The sequence below is a fragment of the Leptolyngbya sp. FACHB-1624 genome (assembly GCF_047649235.1).
Taxonomy (GTDB): domain Bacteria; phylum Cyanobacteriota; class Cyanobacteriia; order Leptolyngbyales; family Leptolyngbyaceae; genus Leptolyngbya; species Leptolyngbya boryana.
The window spans coordinates 5,471,147-5,487,731 of the sequence record NZ_CP180258.1 but is presented as its reverse complement, the minus strand read 5'-3'; the positions used below and the strand labels follow the sequence as shown (position 1 = coordinate 5,487,731).

At 47.7% G+C, this 16,585-nt stretch carries 9 protein-coding genes; 3 read left to right on the top strand and 6 right to left on the bottom strand.

Translation table 11 applies throughout. From position 1 onward, the window contains the following. Positions 1 to 143: 143 nt before the first annotated feature. Positions 144 to 680, bottom strand: a complete 537-nt coding sequence (locus tag ACMUEV_RS26075; RefSeq protein ID WP_190652432.1) for a CARDB domain-containing protein — start codon at positions 678 to 680, stop codon at positions 144 to 146. Positions 681 to 957: 277 nt separating this feature from the next. Here ACMUEV_RS26075 and ACMUEV_RS26070 point away from each other — a divergent pair, with 277 nt between their 5' ends. Together ACMUEV_RS26070 and ACMUEV_RS26065 are read left to right on the top strand one after the other, a co-directional pair. Then, entirely contained in the window at positions 958 to 2,286 is a 1,329-nt protein-coding gene (locus ACMUEV_RS26070; RefSeq protein ID WP_199329631.1) for an AAA-like domain-containing protein, read from the top strand. Between the two features lie 111 nt (positions 2,287 to 2,397). Continuing rightward, complete coding sequence (locus tag ACMUEV_RS26065) at positions 2,398 to 5,904, top strand: AAA-like domain-containing protein (protein WP_190652431.1); 3,507 nt, start codon at positions 2,398 to 2,400, stop codon at positions 5,902 to 5,904. A 72-nt stretch (positions 5,905 to 5,976) separates the two neighbouring features. On the opposite strand, the gene ACMUEV_RS26060 is transcribed toward ACMUEV_RS26065, so the two are convergent. From ACMUEV_RS26060 to ACMUEV_RS26050, 3 genes are all read right to left on the bottom strand, one after another. Then, a complete protein-coding gene (locus ACMUEV_RS26060) occupies positions 5,977 to 6,420 on the bottom strand; it encodes a YidH family protein (protein ID WP_036044364.1) in 444 nt (147 codons plus the stop codon). Positions 6,421 to 6,578: 158 nt separating this feature from the next. After that, on the bottom strand, positions 6,579 to 7,529 hold the full coding sequence (locus ACMUEV_RS26055) for a pyridoxamine 5'-phosphate oxidase family protein (protein ID WP_190652430.1): 951 nt from the start codon (positions 7,527 to 7,529) through the stop codon (positions 6,579 to 6,581). A 33-nt stretch (positions 7,530 to 7,562) separates the two neighbouring features. After that, positions 7,563 to 8,162: a glutathione S-transferase family protein gene (locus tag ACMUEV_RS26050; protein ID WP_190652429.1), complete on the bottom strand. Its 600-nt coding sequence runs from the start codon at positions 8,160 to 8,162 to the stop codon at positions 7,563 to 7,565. 116 nt (positions 8,163 to 8,278) lie between these two features. Here ACMUEV_RS26050 and ACMUEV_RS26045 point away from each other — a divergent pair, with 116 nt between their 5' ends. Further along, complete coding sequence (locus tag ACMUEV_RS26045; RefSeq protein WP_190652428.1) at positions 8,279 to 8,833, top strand: TetR/AcrR family transcriptional regulator; 555 nt, start codon at positions 8,279 to 8,281, stop codon at positions 8,831 to 8,833. A gap of 48 nt (positions 8,834 to 8,881) precedes the next feature. On the opposite strand, the gene ACMUEV_RS26040 is transcribed toward ACMUEV_RS26045, so the two are convergent. After that, entirely contained in the window at positions 8,882 to 10,825 is a 1,944-nt protein-coding gene (locus ACMUEV_RS26040) for a hypothetical protein (protein WP_190652427.1), read from the bottom strand. Next, complete coding sequence (locus ACMUEV_RS26035; RefSeq protein WP_190652426.1) at positions 10,822 to 16,551, bottom strand: hypothetical protein; 5,730 nt, start codon at positions 16,549 to 16,551, stop codon at positions 10,822 to 10,824. The genes ACMUEV_RS26040 and ACMUEV_RS26035 overlap by 4 nt, the downstream gene beginning before the upstream one ends. Between the last annotated feature and the right edge of the window lie 34 nt (positions 16,552 to 16,585).

Below are 16,585 nucleotides of genomic sequence, written 5' to 3'. Positions count from 1 at the left end.
GAAATGAATAGCCTTCACGACTGTGCAATGTAGAGGATGCAGTCGTCAGGTTGTATCTTGATGGCTAAATGTTTTGCAAAGATACAACCTGATTGCTCATCAAGCTAAACGAGTAGATTTAGAAATCTTGCGAGCTTACTGAGCTAGGGATGATGTAGAGCAACGTTATCAGACTCGTCGGACTCATTGACTAGCAGTGTTGCATCTGCTTTCAAGCGAAATGTTGTATCTTTGAGATCAACATCACTGGGCAAAATTTCACTTGCATTCACGAGAAAGTTAGAGGATTGATGCGGTTTAAACGCGGGAAGCTGCACTTCAAGCATTCGATTGACTTTTACTCCCTTGATTTGAGTAACCGTCAGTCTTAGGTTACTTGGTTTCGCGATCGTATTACCCTGATTGATAATTTGTACTCTAACAGATTGCGGCGCGCGCTCAGAAAACTGATATCCCCTAATTTTCAGATCAGGAAGTTGTTTTTTCAGAATTCCACCTCCGCTAGGGGGCGCAATCTCACCTGGCATACATTCACCGAGAGCAGGATTCAATTCGGGGGGACGGGGAACCCAACCATCGGGGCAACCCGGCTGAGGATTGGGAGTGGCAGCGATCGCGTTAATAGCAGACATTGAGAGAGCAGCGACAGAACTCAAAGCAATTAAAAGATGGCGTTTCATGGTGATTGTCCTCATTCATTAATAGATGGCACAAAGTCTATAGGGCGAACAAATTGTAAATATGCTTGCGCTGGGTGACTTTGTTACTGGTATTGTCGGCTGAGGATTTGTTGAGTGCCAGGGGAGTAAAATCAGGCTTTTTGGATGGGTTGTACTGGAAAAATCAGATTAAATCAGGAGATGAAAATGATTAGCCGAGGGGGTAATCGTCAAATCCAGAGTGCATATTTAAAATAAGGTCAGCGTAAGAACAGCTATGACAAGAGGGAAACTTGACATGATAGAGCTAGAATCAGAGCTGTTGTGGGCTGACGCTAAAGCGATCGCAGATAATGTTGTGTTTCGCGCTTTCAATCAACATTTAAGTGATATTGAAATCAAAGTACTGCAAGCATCGTGGGAAGAACAAACCTATGATGATATGGCAAAAAGCTATGGTTACAGTGCAGAGTATTTGAATAAAGATATTGGAAATAAGCTTTGGAGAAAATTGTCGATCGCGATTGGAGAGCGAGTGACGAAAAAGAACTTTAGGGAAGCTCTGAGAAGATCTCAACCGAGTAGAAGTATTGAAGTTACTCCAAATTTACCGTTTCCAGAAGGAGCAGTGGCATTAGATTCGTCTATGTATGTTGAGCGTACGGGAGTTGAGCTACTCTGCTATGAGACTGTTCTCAATCCTGGAGCATTGATTCGGGTCAAAGCTCCGAATTTAATGGGTAAGACCTCTCTGCTCACTCGAATTTTGTCCTATGCAGCGAATCATAATTGTCAAGCTGTGTATCTGGATTTGAGCAGTGTCGATCGCGCAATTTTAACTGATTTAGATAAGTTTCTCCGCTGGCTATGCTGCATGGTGGGTCGGCAATTGAAACTGAAAAATTGCTTAGATGACTATTGGGATACTGAGATTTTGGGAAGTAATGATAACTGCACAGCTTACTTTGAAGAATATTTACTTCCTAAAATCGATTGTCCGTTAGTTCTCGGTATTGATGAAGTCGATCGATTATTTCCTTATTCTACAGTGGTTGAAGATGTTCTCGGAATGCTCAGAAGTTGGCACGAGAAAGGCAAGATTGTCGATTTATGGAAACGTCTACGATTAGTGATTGCCCATTCAACCGAGGCATATATTCCTTTAGACATCAATCAATCTCCCTTTAATGCAGGAGTTCCAGTGGAATTGTCGGAATTCGATCGAGAACAGATTCAATCTCTGGCACAATTGCATGGACTCAGTTGGAACCCAACACAGGTTGAAGCTTTGATGCAAACGGTAGGCGGACATCCTTATTTAGTGCGTTTATCTTTGTATTATGTTGCAACTGGGAGAGTGACATTAGAACAATTGTTGCAGGAAGCTGCTACAGAGTCAGGAGTTTATAATGCTCATCTGCGGCATTATTTGGAAGTTCTACAGCAGTTACCGCAACTATTGGAAGCATTTAAGACGGTTGTTCTCTCGCCGAATGCGGTGGAACTCGCTTCAATGCAAATTTACAAATTGCATAGTATGGGGTTAGTTCAGAGACGAGGCAATTTTGTTACACCTTGGTGCAATTTGTATCGAGATTACTTTGGTCGAGTGTTGGCTGCTGTATAAAGTCAGGTCATTGAATCAATAGATGGGATAAAGTCGGGTCTTTGCAGAGATCCAACTCAGTGCCAGAAAACTACAGTACATTGATTGAATCAGCATTGGTCTGGTGAGATTATGGCAGAGCAACTTCGACACTACGCATACCAGGTTGGTGGAAGTCTTCCAACAACAGCAACAAGCTATGTCACACGCGAAGCAGATGCGGAATTTTATCGCGCGCTAAAAGCTGGAGAGTTTTGCTATGTGTTGAACTCTCGTCAAATGGGTAAATCTAGCTTGCGAGTTCAAACGATGCAACGACTGCAAGCCGATGGGGTTACTTGTGCTTTTATTGATTTGACTGGAATCGGGACGCAAGGAGTTACGGCTGAAAAGTGGTATGCGGGAATCGTCAATGCGATCGTCAGTAGTTGCCAATTAGGAAATAAAGTAAATTGGCGAAACTGGTGGCGATCGCAGCAAGATCTCCTTTCTCCCATTCAGCGACTCAATCTATTCATTGATGAAATTTTGCTGACTGAGATTCGCACTGATATTGTGATTTTTATTGATGAAATCGATCGTGTTCTCAGTCAGGATTTCTCGCTCGATGATTTCTTCGCGCTGATTCGATACTTTTACAATCGTCGGGTAGATCATCCCGAATATCATCGGCTCACGTTTGCGCTTTTGGGTGTTGCAACGCCTTCTGACTTGATTGCAGATAAAACGCAAACGCCATTTAATATCGGACGAGCGATCGCACTTCATGGTTTTCAGATTCAGGAAGCTCAAACGCTGGCACAAGGACTGTCTCATCTTGGAAATCCTGAAGCTGCACTAGCAGAAATCCTCGCTTGGACAGGTGGGCAACCTTTTCTCACTCAGAAAATCTGCCAACTTGTGACTCAGCATCCAGAATTTAATTCGATTAGCTGCTTGATTCAAGATCGAATTATTGACAACTGGGAAGCACAGGACGAACCAGAACATTTGAGGACAATTCGCGATCGCTTGTTTCGCAATGAACAGCGAGTCAGCCGCCTTTTAGGAATTTATCAGCAAATCTTACAGCAAGGAGAACTACCCGCAGACAGCAGCCCTGAGCAAACAGAACTCCAGCTTTCAGGATTAGTTGTTAAACAGCAAGGTAAGTTAAAAGTCTATAACAAGATTTATGCTCAAGTTTTCAATTTGGAGTGGATTGAGAAACAATTCCAGAAATGCCGTCCTTATGTAGAAGCTTTCAATGCGTGGATTGCTTCTGAGTGCCAGGATGAATCGCGATTACTTCGAGGACAAGCCTTAAAAGATGCGCTGGAATGGTCAGAATATCAGGATTTAAGCGTTTTAGACTATCGCTTTCTAGCAGCAAGCCAAGACCTAGAAAAACAAGCAGTTCAACATGCGCTTTCTGTCCAAGCAGAAGAGAGTCAAATTCTCGCGGAAGCGAATCTAACGCTAAACGCTGCTCAGAAGAAAGCGAAACGTACGATCGCGATCGGCTCAGCAATTTTAAGTCTATCGTTGCTTACAGCTGGTCTGGTTGCTTTTCAAGTTCAGCAAGCACGACATGAATTGAATGAAGCTGAACTGCGGCAACTCAATCTCTCAGCTCAAAGAGTTTATGAATCTAGCCCTTTTGAGGCGTTGCTCATGGCAATTCAAGCAGGGCATAAACTGCAAACTTTAGAGCGATCGCAATCGATCAAACCAGAAATTCGGCAACAGATCACTGCAACACTATATCAAGCAGTCGATGGAGTTCGAGAATACAATCGCCTAGAAGGACATGCGAATGGCATTTTAGAACTCAATTTCAGCCCGAATGGTCAGATCATTGCTTCAGCGAGTGAAGATGGCACAGCGAAACTCTGGGAAGCTCAAACTGGAAAGCTGATACGAACACTAGAACACGCAGATCGCCTCTGGAGTGTTCATTTTAGTTCAGATGGAAAGTTACTGGCTTCCGCGAGTCGAGATGGCATTGTAAAACTTTGGAACGTTGAAACGGGGGAACTGGTCAAGACCGTAAAGACTGAGCAAGACAATGTAAGAAGTGTGCGATTTAGTCCTGATGGTCAAATGCTCGCCACGAGTAGTTCTGATAAATTGATCAAGCTATGGCGAGTTTCGGATGGACAATTTTTGCGATCGCTCTCAGGTCATACGGGTTGGGTAACGAGCATCAACTTTAGTCCCGATGGCACATCTCTCGCTTCAGCCAGTGCCGATCGAACGGTGCGATTATGGAATGTGCAGACTGGAAAAGCACGCCTCCAATTGCCGGGTCATCCTGATGTCGTGAGAGCCGTTCATTTCAGCCCTGATGGACAACAGCTTGTTTCAGCGAGTCAAGGCGGATCGGTGCGGTTATGGAAAGTCGCAGATGGTTCGCTGATCAAAGAAATTGATAATTCGAGTTCAGTTTGGAATGTGAGATTTAGTCCCGATGGCAAGTCGATCGTAACAGCCGATTCTGATGGAGCAATCAAGCAACGGAATTTGGTTGACATTCAAGATGAAACGACTCACCCTCAAATTCTCAAAGGGCACTATGGGCGAGTATGGGCATTGAGTTGGAGTCCAGACGGACAATTTTTAGCATCGGGAGGTGTCGATGGAGTCGTCAAACTTTGGAAGCTACAGGTTAGTGAACCGAAGTCTTTCGAGGTTTCGCAGAAGAATTTGATCAGCGTGAGTCTGAGTCCAGATAGTAAATTTTTTGCAGCAGGTGGAGGAGACCATTCAATTAAGCTTTGGGACGTTGAAACTGGAAGACCGATCAAAGAGTTGAAGGGACATCAAGATGCTGTGAGAAGTGTTCGATTCAGCCCAGATGGAACAAAAATTGCTTCTGCGAGTTCCGATCGCACTGTCAAGATTTGGGATGCTAAAACGGGAACAATCGTTCGCAATCTACAGGATGATCATCGTTTTGGTAGTGTTCGGTTTAGTTCTGATGGCAAGCTTTTAGCGACAGGAGGTGGAGACGGTAAGAAGATTAATCTGTGGAATGTTGGAACTGGGCAGCTTGTCAGAACGATTCAAGATGATTCTAAAAAGCGGTGTGGCATTGGAAGCCTTGGCATGAGTGAAGATGGTAAGCGAATCGTAGCCGCTTGTAATCTTTTAACTGCGAGAATTTGGGATGTTGAAACGGGGGCAATGCTCAAAACCTTCGATCGACATAGTAATCAGGTTCTCACCGCCGATTTCAGCACGGATGGTCAGCGACTTGCAACGGGAGGCGATGATAGTCTGATTAAAATTTGGGATATTCAAACGGAATCCGTAATCAATACAATTCGAGGGCATCGTGGAAGTGTCAGACGACTCAAGTTTAGTCCCGATGGCACGATGCTTGCATCGGCAAGTAGTGACCACACGATTAATCTCTGGAAAGTATCCGATGGATCGCTTCTGAGAACCTTAGAAGGACATAGTAATCAGATTCTCAGTCTCAGTTTTAGTGCTGATAGTAAAACATTGGTTTCTGCGGGGTATGACAATACAGTGAAAGTATGGCGCTTAGATTCAGACCTCGATCGCTTAATGAAGTCAAGCTGTGGCTGGTTCAAAGGATACTTTGCTAACTCTTCAACTCATTTAGAAGCCCGAACTATTTGTCAACGCCTCTAGAGAATTGTTCTCTGAAACCTATTGAGCGATGAACGCCAGGAGTACTCATCGCGTTTGAGCAAAAAATATAAGCTACTGCCGCCTAGTCATTCTCGGTTGCAGCAATTTCTGAGGGATAGGCTTTTGCGGCAGTTCTCGATCGCGCCACATAATCAGCGGAATGCTTAATCCACCCAACAGAATCACTGCGCCGGTCATAATCCACACCAGCGATCGATCTGGGCGATAATCACCGCGCTCGATCTGCCAAAAAACTTGGTTATATCGCCAAGCAGCAAGCGCGATCGTCACGATTCCCAAAACCACTAGACTTAGCCCCAAATTTTGCGAATTGAACAAGGGATGTGGGGGCGTATTCTGTTGAGTCAAACTCAGGTTCAACTGGGTGAGAAAAAGCCCAAATCGAGCCAGTGCAAACCCAAAGCCGATCAGTGCAATTGAGGTGCGAAGCCACGCGAGAAAGGTTCGCTCATTCGCTTGATGTTCACGCTGTCGATCGATTTTAGGCTCTTTCATCGCAATATTCACATAGCAAGCTGTGTAGTCTAAAACTTCCGAAGCTCATTTACATCTTGCCGAAGAGGGAAAGTGGGTTGAAGGCATTTTGAATCACCATGACGAATTTTAGTAACTGTTTGTCTTGTTTTGATGAGTAGATTGAGACTGCTGAGAAATTAGCGATCGAGAAAGGGCGAAAACTCTGGCTCTGACCAGCGCAAGGGAAGGCTACCCTCTACTCGATATCCCTGCTCAAGTTGGAAGCGTAACAATCGCGCTGCCCCCTCATAAGCACGTATCTCAGTCTCTTCCCAAATAACCTCAGCACTTCCTGTCAAGTACATCAAGTCACCTTGCTCGAAATCTACAAACACCAATCCTGCGCGAGGATTCAGTTCTAGGTTGCCAAGCGTATTAAAGTGATTGTTGCCAGCAAAATCAGGAATCGTGAGCGTCCGATCGTCATCAATCCTGACAAACCCCGGTTTACCGCCCCGATGGGAAACATCAACACCACTCGCAGATCCTGCGGATTTCGCTTGATAAGCAGTTGCAATAAAGAATGTGTCGGACGCTGTGATCATCGATCGTTCTGATTCTCCAAACTGAATGATCGAATGGACGGGTTTGAGTGCTGTCGGATCAATCTCAGCAAAGTGCGATCGACGAACTTGAATGTACTGAGGACAATTACCAAAGCTCTGTCTGACCTGTACCTCAAAGCTATCCTTTCCAGTTGCCGTCACAACTCCGTTTAATCGGTTTCGGCGACGAGTTGATAAGTCGATGCCTAGTAACCCAATATCGATGCCATTTGCAAGAGTAGTTGCTAACGGATCGCCAAACAGAGGTTTTGCAGCAATGTGCAAAGTGCGATCGTTGGGAGTGGAGAGAAATCCTGGCTTTCCGACTAATATAGAAGCCCAGGGATTGCCCGCTGGATCGAGTGTCCCCACGATCATGTAAGGCAATTGGGCAAAGAACTGGCGATGTTGCTCGGGAAGAAATTCTCGAATCATCCGCCGCCCTTGTTGATCTATCTGTTCCTGGACTCCCAGACGGGCTTGAATTGCTAATTCGCCTGCATGGAAAGGAGATTCAGTGCGCGTCCAGCCTGAGATTGCCATCGTGTTCCTCCTTTTTGACTTGAGTTGAGCAACCTACAGCCCAGCCATCGAGATATAACCTGGCAATTGCTTCACCCGATCAATCCAAGCCAGCACATGAGGATAGGCATCCAAATCAATTTTTCCATCTCGTGCCAAGGCAACATAAGGAAACACAGCAATATCAGCGATCGTGGGATGTTCAAACTCTAACCACGTGCGTGTACTTAAGTGCTGATTCAGTTGAGTCAGGATATAGTCTGATTTTTGCTCAGCGCGTTCAATATTGATGCTTGTCGTGCCGAACAGATGGTAGAGCCTCGCATTTTCTGGTCCCTGACGGACTTCTCCAGCAGTTGTAGATAACCACCGAATCACCTGAGCTAACGGCAACGCGTCGAGCGGCAACCATTGTTCATCACCGTACTGTCGCGCTAAATAAACTAAGATTGCCTGAGCATCCGCGAGCTTAACTTCTTGATCAATGAGCAAAGGAACCTGTCCAAAGGAGTTGAGTGCTAGATACTCTGGCGATTTGTGTTCTGCTTTCATCAGATCTACTTTGATCCATTCATACTCAACACTGAGCAGTTCCAGAAAAAGGCGGACTTTGTAGCTGTTGCCAGACATTTCGTGCCCATAGAGCTTAATCATGATTGATCCTCGAAGTGAGAAAGATTTGTACCGTTCGTTCGGTCTAGTCAAACTGTACCGTTCGTTCGGTATAATGTCAATAGCATCTTTCTAAAATTACTTTTCATACCTAAATCATGCCTAAAGACACTTACATCCCCTGCTTGCTGCAACTGTTTCGGCATTACGGCTACGATGGAGCGACACTGGCGAGGATTTCTGAAGCGACAGGGTTAGGAAAGGCAAGTTTGTATCACCATTTTCCTGGAGGCAAGGATGAGATGGTGCAAGCGGTGATGGATTATTTGGATGCATGGTTGGCAGAGCATGTATTACCGACGTTGCAAGGGGATGATTCTGCTCTGGAAAAACTACAGCGAATGTGCGATCGCTTGAGCGAACTTTATGAAGCGGGTCGTCAGCCTTGTATAACCGCCACTTTGCTATTAGGGTCAGCGCGCGATCTTTTTCACGATCGTGTTCAAGCTAGATATTCTGCTTGGATTCGCGCAGTGGCACAGGTTTTAGTAGATGCAGGACTGGATTTGACGACAGCTCAGCAGCGCGGAGAAGATATGGTAATTACAATTCAGGGCAGTTTGATTGTGGCGCAAGGATTGGATAATCCTGAAATCTTTCAGCGATCGCTGAAACAGCTACCACAGCAGCTCTGCCAAAATCTAGGCACATGAAGCTTGATGACGATGCGAGATGTTAATTTACGATCCTTGGTGATTCATTTAGCTTGGAGGCTGTCCTTCAACGATTCGATCGAAGGCTAGACCACTGGAAGCTTCGCCTCGTCCAGTTTGCTTACGTGCGCCTAGCCAAACCACTACCCGACCATCACGCCAGCGAGTTCGTTGGAAAGATTGGGTCACTCGCACTCCTGCTCTTGGAACTGTTTCTTCATGAATATAGTAGGCTTGTTTTTGATCGAGTCCGGGGCGCAGTAGATTGGTTCGGGGGCGGACTTTCAGCGGTGGGTTGGGATCACCTGCTAAAATTCGCGGCAGGGCAGCCCGTTGTAGTTGAATCTGGCGAGAGTCACCTGATTGATGCACGGGGATGAAAGGAATCCAGTTTTCGGGGACTGAGGTCATGACCAGATACCGAATGTTCGCTCGATCGAGAGGAGTTGGAACCGGATCAACCGCGAGTTGTTGATCGAGGAGTCGTTGATAGACATTGTGAAGTGCGATCGCAGCTTCATCGCCAGATTGACTGATGCCGCTAGCCGTCGGAATCATTTTCTCAACTCCCCAAACCATATTCGCCATCTCATCGCGGACGAGCAAGACGGACTCTAGCGGACTGCTTTCTTGAATTTTGGGTACAGTTGGCAAGAGTAATAATTGATTGCTCGCAGGTTGCTGGTCTGACAGAGTCTTGCCCGCGATCGAGGGCGTGTCGGGAGAATCTTTTTGGCTAATCGTAAAGAGGCTCCAACGCTGCCAGTCATTATCGGCTCCTGCTCCAGAGGGATCGATCCAGGTACGTTCTCCAAAGACATTCGTGACAACTAGCCCACGTACTTCAGCCAGACTGCCAACTGGTAAAGTATAGGGAATCAAAAACCAGTCATTGGCATAGACCAAGCCGAACTCCATCACCATCAGTTTGGCAATATCAGTAGTATCTGGTTTGATGTCTCCAAAGTTAGTTTTTTGATCTTCAAAGCTCCACCAGCGCGTATTGGGCATTCCGGCAAAGCTAATCGGGTTAGGGATCAGTGTTTGGGTATCGGTTTGTAAAACTGAAGATCGTGCTGGCGGTTCAGTAGACTCTGGCTTAGACAGTAGGCTTTCAGCAGCAGGATCAATGTCGAAGTTGTACCAATCGAGATGTCCCTGGTAGTATTCATCGGCAACAAGAACTTGTTCTCTAGAGGTCGTTTCACTGGTTGCAATAGGTGCAGAGCAGGCAAATTGATATTCTAAGCGTGCAGCATCCCAGGCATCGTTTTCTGCGATCGGCTGATCATAGAGCTTCTGAAACCATTGCACAAATTTCACCGCTTGTTCTGCTAGGAAAGTCTCGTCTCCCGGAGCAACAGCAATGCCGTCAGAAACTTGAGGCGTTGGCTCACCCGCAGGAGCAGGCGTTGTTAAATATTGGTACAATTGACCGCCATCTAATCGTCGTCCTGCGACGGCTGCAACCTGTTGCCAAGTGTTGAGGTCGGCACAAATCGGGGCATCTGTCCGGCTCATTGGATCAGGTAAGTCGATCGGGTATCGGGTTTGATAAGCAGAACGATAGTCAGTGCCAGACGGCGGAGTGCGAATGAGTTTGAGCCATTGCCGCCCCATCAGGAGGCGCAAATCTAGAGAAAGGCGTTGTTGTCCTTGGGTTAAAGCGATCGCTCGACGTTCGACCGTGGCTTCTAGGGGATGTTGATCGGCAAAGTCGGTGGGAGGATGATTTTTGGCTTGATAGCGAGTCAGTCGAGTCGTCGCAACGTGCAGTTTGGCGAAAACGGGTGAACCCGCATCGTCTCCTTGAAATTCTCCAAGCTGCCATTGACGAGTCAGCATCCACAAGGCATCGCGAACCTCGGCTTTGAGCGCGCGATCGAAGTTGGCAGTGCGGGGGCGACCTTCTAACCGATTCCATAGGGTAATCGTGGGAAAGGTACGACGGCTTAGGGCTTCAGAGAGATTGGCAATGGTGTATTTGTTCATGAGTCGCGGTTTAGCAGAAAGTCATGGACTTTGTTGTTGAGAGCAAGGTTGGCGGAAATCGAGATCTGATAGAGGGTCGCTGCCATGATCGTGGCAGGGAGAAACCGGGCATAGGCGGTGTCGTCGAGTTGGTCAGGTTCAACGGCTCGTTTTTTCGCCATCTCTAAGGTTTCGATTAAAGCCCCAGTCAGGTCAGACCATTGCCAATTGCCCGTAGCTCGTGGCGGTGTGACGAATAACCAGGTTTGGGGCGGTTCACTGTTGGGGCGATCGTAGTGGAAAGCAATTCCGGTGGTTTCTGTCTCACCCGGAATCACTTCAGTCCATTCATCGAGCAACAGTCCGCATTGGCGCTGATTGGGATTGAATGGCACAGTGTAGTAGGCGCTATAGAGTAAGCGATCGCCTTTTAACTGTTCACCGAGTTGGAAATTTTCAGGAAATTGCAAGCCTAACCACGGATCGCCAGAACGATAAGGGAGTTGAATCGGCTGAAGTTCGGGTTCAGGTCTACCAAACGCACCGCTCAGCATAACAAGTTGTTCCCAATGGCGCATCTTTTCACGGACACGAGCAATGCCGTATAGCCAGTCATCGACGGGGAAGTCAATGCCAGCAGCACTCAGGTGACTGAATAGATCCTGGTTGAGGCTAGCTGTCATCGCGTTTTGCCAACTCGCGCCAGCGTCAGGAGCAAGGGTAAATTCGGGAATGAGCTTAAAGTCATCACCGAATAGAGCAGCAGCAACAGCTTGAACAGCAGTTAAGCGGGTTTCAGGATTGGCGCTATTGTCATAGGTCGTGAATTGGGTCTGAATCGTTTGTAGCCGCAGGACAATATCTTGGGCAACGGCTGTGACAATTCGCAGCAGATCTTCGGTGAGCGCGATGATTTGCTGTTCTGGAGCGCTGAGATCTAGAGGCAAAACGTCGAAGTCTGCGATCGACACTTGAAGACTACTGAGCAGAGGTGCGAGATTCACTTCGCTCGTGGTTAGAATTGCCTGGAAGCTACTGAGTTGATTAGCAAAGAGCGTAGACTGATTCACGATCGCGCTTCGATAGTCCGCTAAGCTAGCAGGTGGAGTGGAGGTGGGCGTACTGGCAACTAGCCGCTCTAGAGCAATCAGGGCATCGGTGCGATCGCGATCCGAAGTTTCAGGCGGCAGTGCATCATAAGCTGCTAACTGTAAGGTGAACTGCTGCTGTCGCTCTTGCCAGAGATTCACCCGCGATCGCACTTGCTCAAGGATAGACTCAAAAATCTGGCGTTTCTGATCGTAGGCTAGCCCCCAGCCTGTTTGCGGTAACCCATAGATGCTGAGTGCAGCCATACGGGTTATAAAGGTATTCAAGTGGCTATCGATTTGGCTAAGAATTTGCGATCGATTCCCTTCTAAATCGGCTAGTAGCCCCTGAAGCAAGTTTCGGAATGGTAGAAGTTGATTCGTGAGTTCATTTTGCAGAGAAGTGACGAGCGGTTCGAGGCGAGGACGCTGATCAATGACAGTGCTTTGACTTTGAGTGCTGGTCGGAGGAGTCACATCACTGGCTTTGAGAGGTTGCGATCGCAAGATCAGCGATCGCAGATGGTTTAGCAGAGCAGACACCTCAAAGAAACTGACTTTGTTTTCTATTCGTTCTGTGTAGTGCAGTGTAATAGCTGTATCCGGTCGCAAAGCTCCACTCGGCGGATGATCAAACAGCCATCGACGCAAGCGATCGTCTAACTCGCCCATGCCTGCTTGACTATCAGTTTGATTGAGGTAAAGCAAATCGATCGGCTGCAACCCCAGATCTTGCTGTGTGACCGTAATCGGCGCGGATACGGCATTTGTGACGGGATGACGGTAGCTAATCCGACAAGCAACTCGCTCTGGTTCGGGTAAGACCAGAGCTAACCAATGATTCAAAGCAGGTTCTGCCTGAGCGCGAGGTGTCATCGGCAAACCAGCGATAGGCGAGGTCGTAGAATCCAAACCCGGTTGCAATTGTAGCCCGACGCGATGGGTGAGCGTAATACCACTGCGGGGAGTTTGGACAACTTCGGGTTCGGGTGGAAAATTTCCCTTGCTATAGGTGTCGAGCGTTGCGGCGGCTCGATCGTAATTGCCTTGTACTGCTTGGTGAACGCCTTCTGCTAAAGCGAGATCTGCAACAGCATCATGGAGATTGAGGAGCCGATCGACTTCGGCATTGATCGCAGCCGCTTGAGCAGAAGTAGCAGAGGGCAGAGCTTTGCCAAAAGGATAGACTCGTTGGGCAGGATTGGTCTGACGTTTAACGTGATTCACTAAACTCAGCCCATCTAGGACGTTTCGAGCTTCGATCGCTTCAATTGGGACAGTTGGATCAGTACGAGTGGGTGAAAGCCGATCGGCTCGAAGCGGAAATGCTTTGCGTAGTTTGAAAATGAATTGATCGACTTCTGCCATGTTATGTCGATCGTGTAATCCTCGCTCCAGTTGGTAGCCGAGTAGTGCTCCTAAGCTTTGACCCTCGCGAATCCCTTCTAGAACAGCGAGCGCGACTCGTACTCGTTCAGATGAGAGATTTACTGCTAAAGTTTTACGATGATCGGGTTGAGCAGTAGACAGATAGCCATTCCGCAATACTGCTGCGGTCACGGCATGGTTGAGAGAAGGTGCATGGATATAGCCAGCATTTTGGTTGTCTTGCAAAATTGTCGATCGAGAGACGACGCGCGCGGCTGGCGCTTTCCGCTGAGGAGCCGTTACAGGTGGCTGTCGCACCGATGCGGGGTCAAAGATCTTTGTGAGTTCTGGACTGAGATTTTTGGGGGTGAGAACTTTATTTTCAGGTCGAATATTTTCGAGCCAGCCGTAAGCTCCGAGATAAATACCTCGACGATTTGCGGGCTGAGACGCTACAGCTTCTTGTTGAAAGCGAGGAATAGGAAGAGGTGCAGGTGTTGGTGTTGGTGCTGGTGCAGACCGACTCCGCATTGCCATCCATTGAAAATTGACTAGACCAAGCTTCCAGGCATCGAGTCGATAGGTACAACAGTCGATATGTTCAGCAAAGAGGCGCTCTAATCTTGCGGTAGGGACATCTTTTAAGTGTTCTAGTGCGCGAAGTTGGTCGTTGAGATAGCGGGTTTCAAAAGTGAATTGAGTGAGAGCTTGAGGAATGAAATCTGCGATCGTGCGATCGCCTTCTCCCGTAATCCGAGCCTCGGTCTTATAGAGCAGTTGCCAGCGACTCTCACTCGTATTTGCCTGAGTCTTGACATGCACAAAATTTGGTTCTCGCCGCAGTTGGTCTAATTCATTCACTGAAAGCACTTCCGCGCCGCGATGTAGCCGCCAACTGACATCCCAATAGCCCAAGAGCAACGCATGGCGCAAGAACAGATATAAGAGGGCATTCGGAGCTTTGTTGTCGAGAAATCCTTGCTGTTGGCGCAATGTTTCTAGAGAAGTCGATGCTGCCTCTTGTAGCCACTGAATGTAGTTTTTACGATCGGCGGTATAGCTCCGAATCGGATCGACTTCTGATAAAGGGCGATCGTCAATGACTGCACCTTTCATCAGGTTTTGGCTGGAGAGGAAAAATTTCTGTAATACATCCGGTGTCTGCTCACCGCGATATCCGAGTTTTTGGAGTAAATCTAGACCGCTTTGGGTATAGCCTGCTGCAATTAACGCCGCAAAAAACTGACCGCCTAGCCCACCTTGCAAATTGAGTCGATTGAACAACTGCTGCAAGCTCTCGGCATAGCGCTGGTAGTATTCTACAGAGCTAGCATGAAGTCCAACAATATCTAAAAGCGTCTTGTGAGCATCTCCCGGTTTGCCAACCCAGGAAACCTTCGCAACCTGCGCTGCCCAATCAGCATCCATAATCTGAAGAATCTCATACAAGCGACTCAAAAACGTGCGAGAAATTTCGAGCTTCGATGTTCCTAATAGCTTCGGAAGGCGTTCGGGAGACACCCACTGAATTTGAGAAAAAGCAGTAGTGGGCAAGATGCCGTAGGGCTGTCGTCCAATTCGTAGAGCAGGAATGGAGCCGCGCCCACTGACGAAGCGATTGAAAAACCAGCGAGTATCGTCAACAGCACTATCTGTTAATACGGGATGCAGCATAGTTTCCAGGCTATAGCCCAGGGTCGCAGACCACAGTGCTGTATTCATCGCACGAGCTTCTGTTTGATCCGTACGATCGCAATTCGGCACAGTTCTCAAAATCTGCGGATCAATCCCAAGGGCTTCCGCTAACCACTGACCATCTCGTTTACGAAACATATCGGTTTCAGCAAACGGATCATCAGTAGACGTTGTACCAAACACGGAGTCATAGCTTGCATCAGCATCTTCTGCTCGACTAAATCCAGCCCCTATCTGATCAGTATTGTTCGTGGGTGTCCCTTGAGGCAGGATACTCAAGCCACTGCGTCCCCAGTGATGATGCTGTAAGAGCGTTTCGAGTTGGGTTTGTCCTGCTTTTTCATCTGCACTGAGTTTTAGCCCCAGTACCATTAAGCGATCGAGACCATTGCGTGCCTGCTCAGCATCTAAGGGCACTTTGAAGCCCATTCCCCACTCGACAGCCCGCTCAAAATCGACCATCCAGCGCATTTCGTCACTGATCAATAGTTCGCCATTTTCCTGGCGCAACTGTTGATCTGGTGGTGCATTGGGATCGGGGCCGACAACTAAGGGTGAAGGAATCGGACGACCAACTTGTTCAAAGCGAATATCGCCAGCTTGTCCAATCAGGACGAAACAATCAGGCAGGATCGTGGTTTTGGGAGCCTGGCTCCAGGATAGTTGTTTGACTGCGACATCTTCAGCGTTCGGAAAAACTACAAAGTCTACAGTGATCGACGCATTTTCCTTAGTTAAGGGAGACTGAGGTGTAACAGTTAAGTTATTGGGAATGTAGTGTTGAATGAGGACTTCCGCCCGCGCTGCGCCGACTGTTCCATTTAAGGTATTTCGCGTCTGTTCAGTTTCTCCATTGAGCCGCCATACCGATTCCCAGTAGACCTTCAGTGCGTCTGCTTCTGGAGGCAGATTGTCGGTTGGAATGGTCAAGATGAGAGCCGGCGTGTTTTCAGCGTCGAATGTTGGTTTTTGATCCAGATTCATCGGGCGATAGCGATCGAGAATCCAGCGCGATCGCCCTGACCCATGACTGCTCACTAAACCGCGCCAAGCTGCGCGCTCTTGATCTTCGCGTCCTCCCGCTTGCCAGCTTTGAGTCCAATACGTTTGGGCGTTTTTTAATTCGGATTGAGATAGTAAAGGTTCAAACGTGTCGATCGCACAATCATCGGGATAGACTCGCACCCAGAGTTCTGTACGAGTCGTATTGTTAGTCGTAATGGTTTTGAAGCGAGTTTCTAAACGCAGGGGCAATAGGAGAATCGGATAGTCATCGGAGAGACGTTCTACCTGTTGGCGTGGATCAAGTAATAAGGTTTTGAACCGCTCAAAGCTCGAAGATTCTAGCTCAAAATTGCGATCGTAGCGCTCCTGATTTGCTTGCACCGTTCCCCTGGCTTGGATTGCAGCCCGATTTAGCCTTTGTTGCCGAGCCACATGCTCCTGATTTTTTGGATCAAAAATCTGGGCGAGTTGATCCAGTTCAGCCTGGATTTGCTGTTGCCGTTCCTGGCTCTTGAACAGGTCTAAGTGAGCCTGCTGCTTCTGGGTGCGAGCCTGATTCAGAGCAGTTCTAAAATCTTCAAACTCTGGCATAGGGGCTTCCTTGAGTGATTGTTAAAAGAGACGA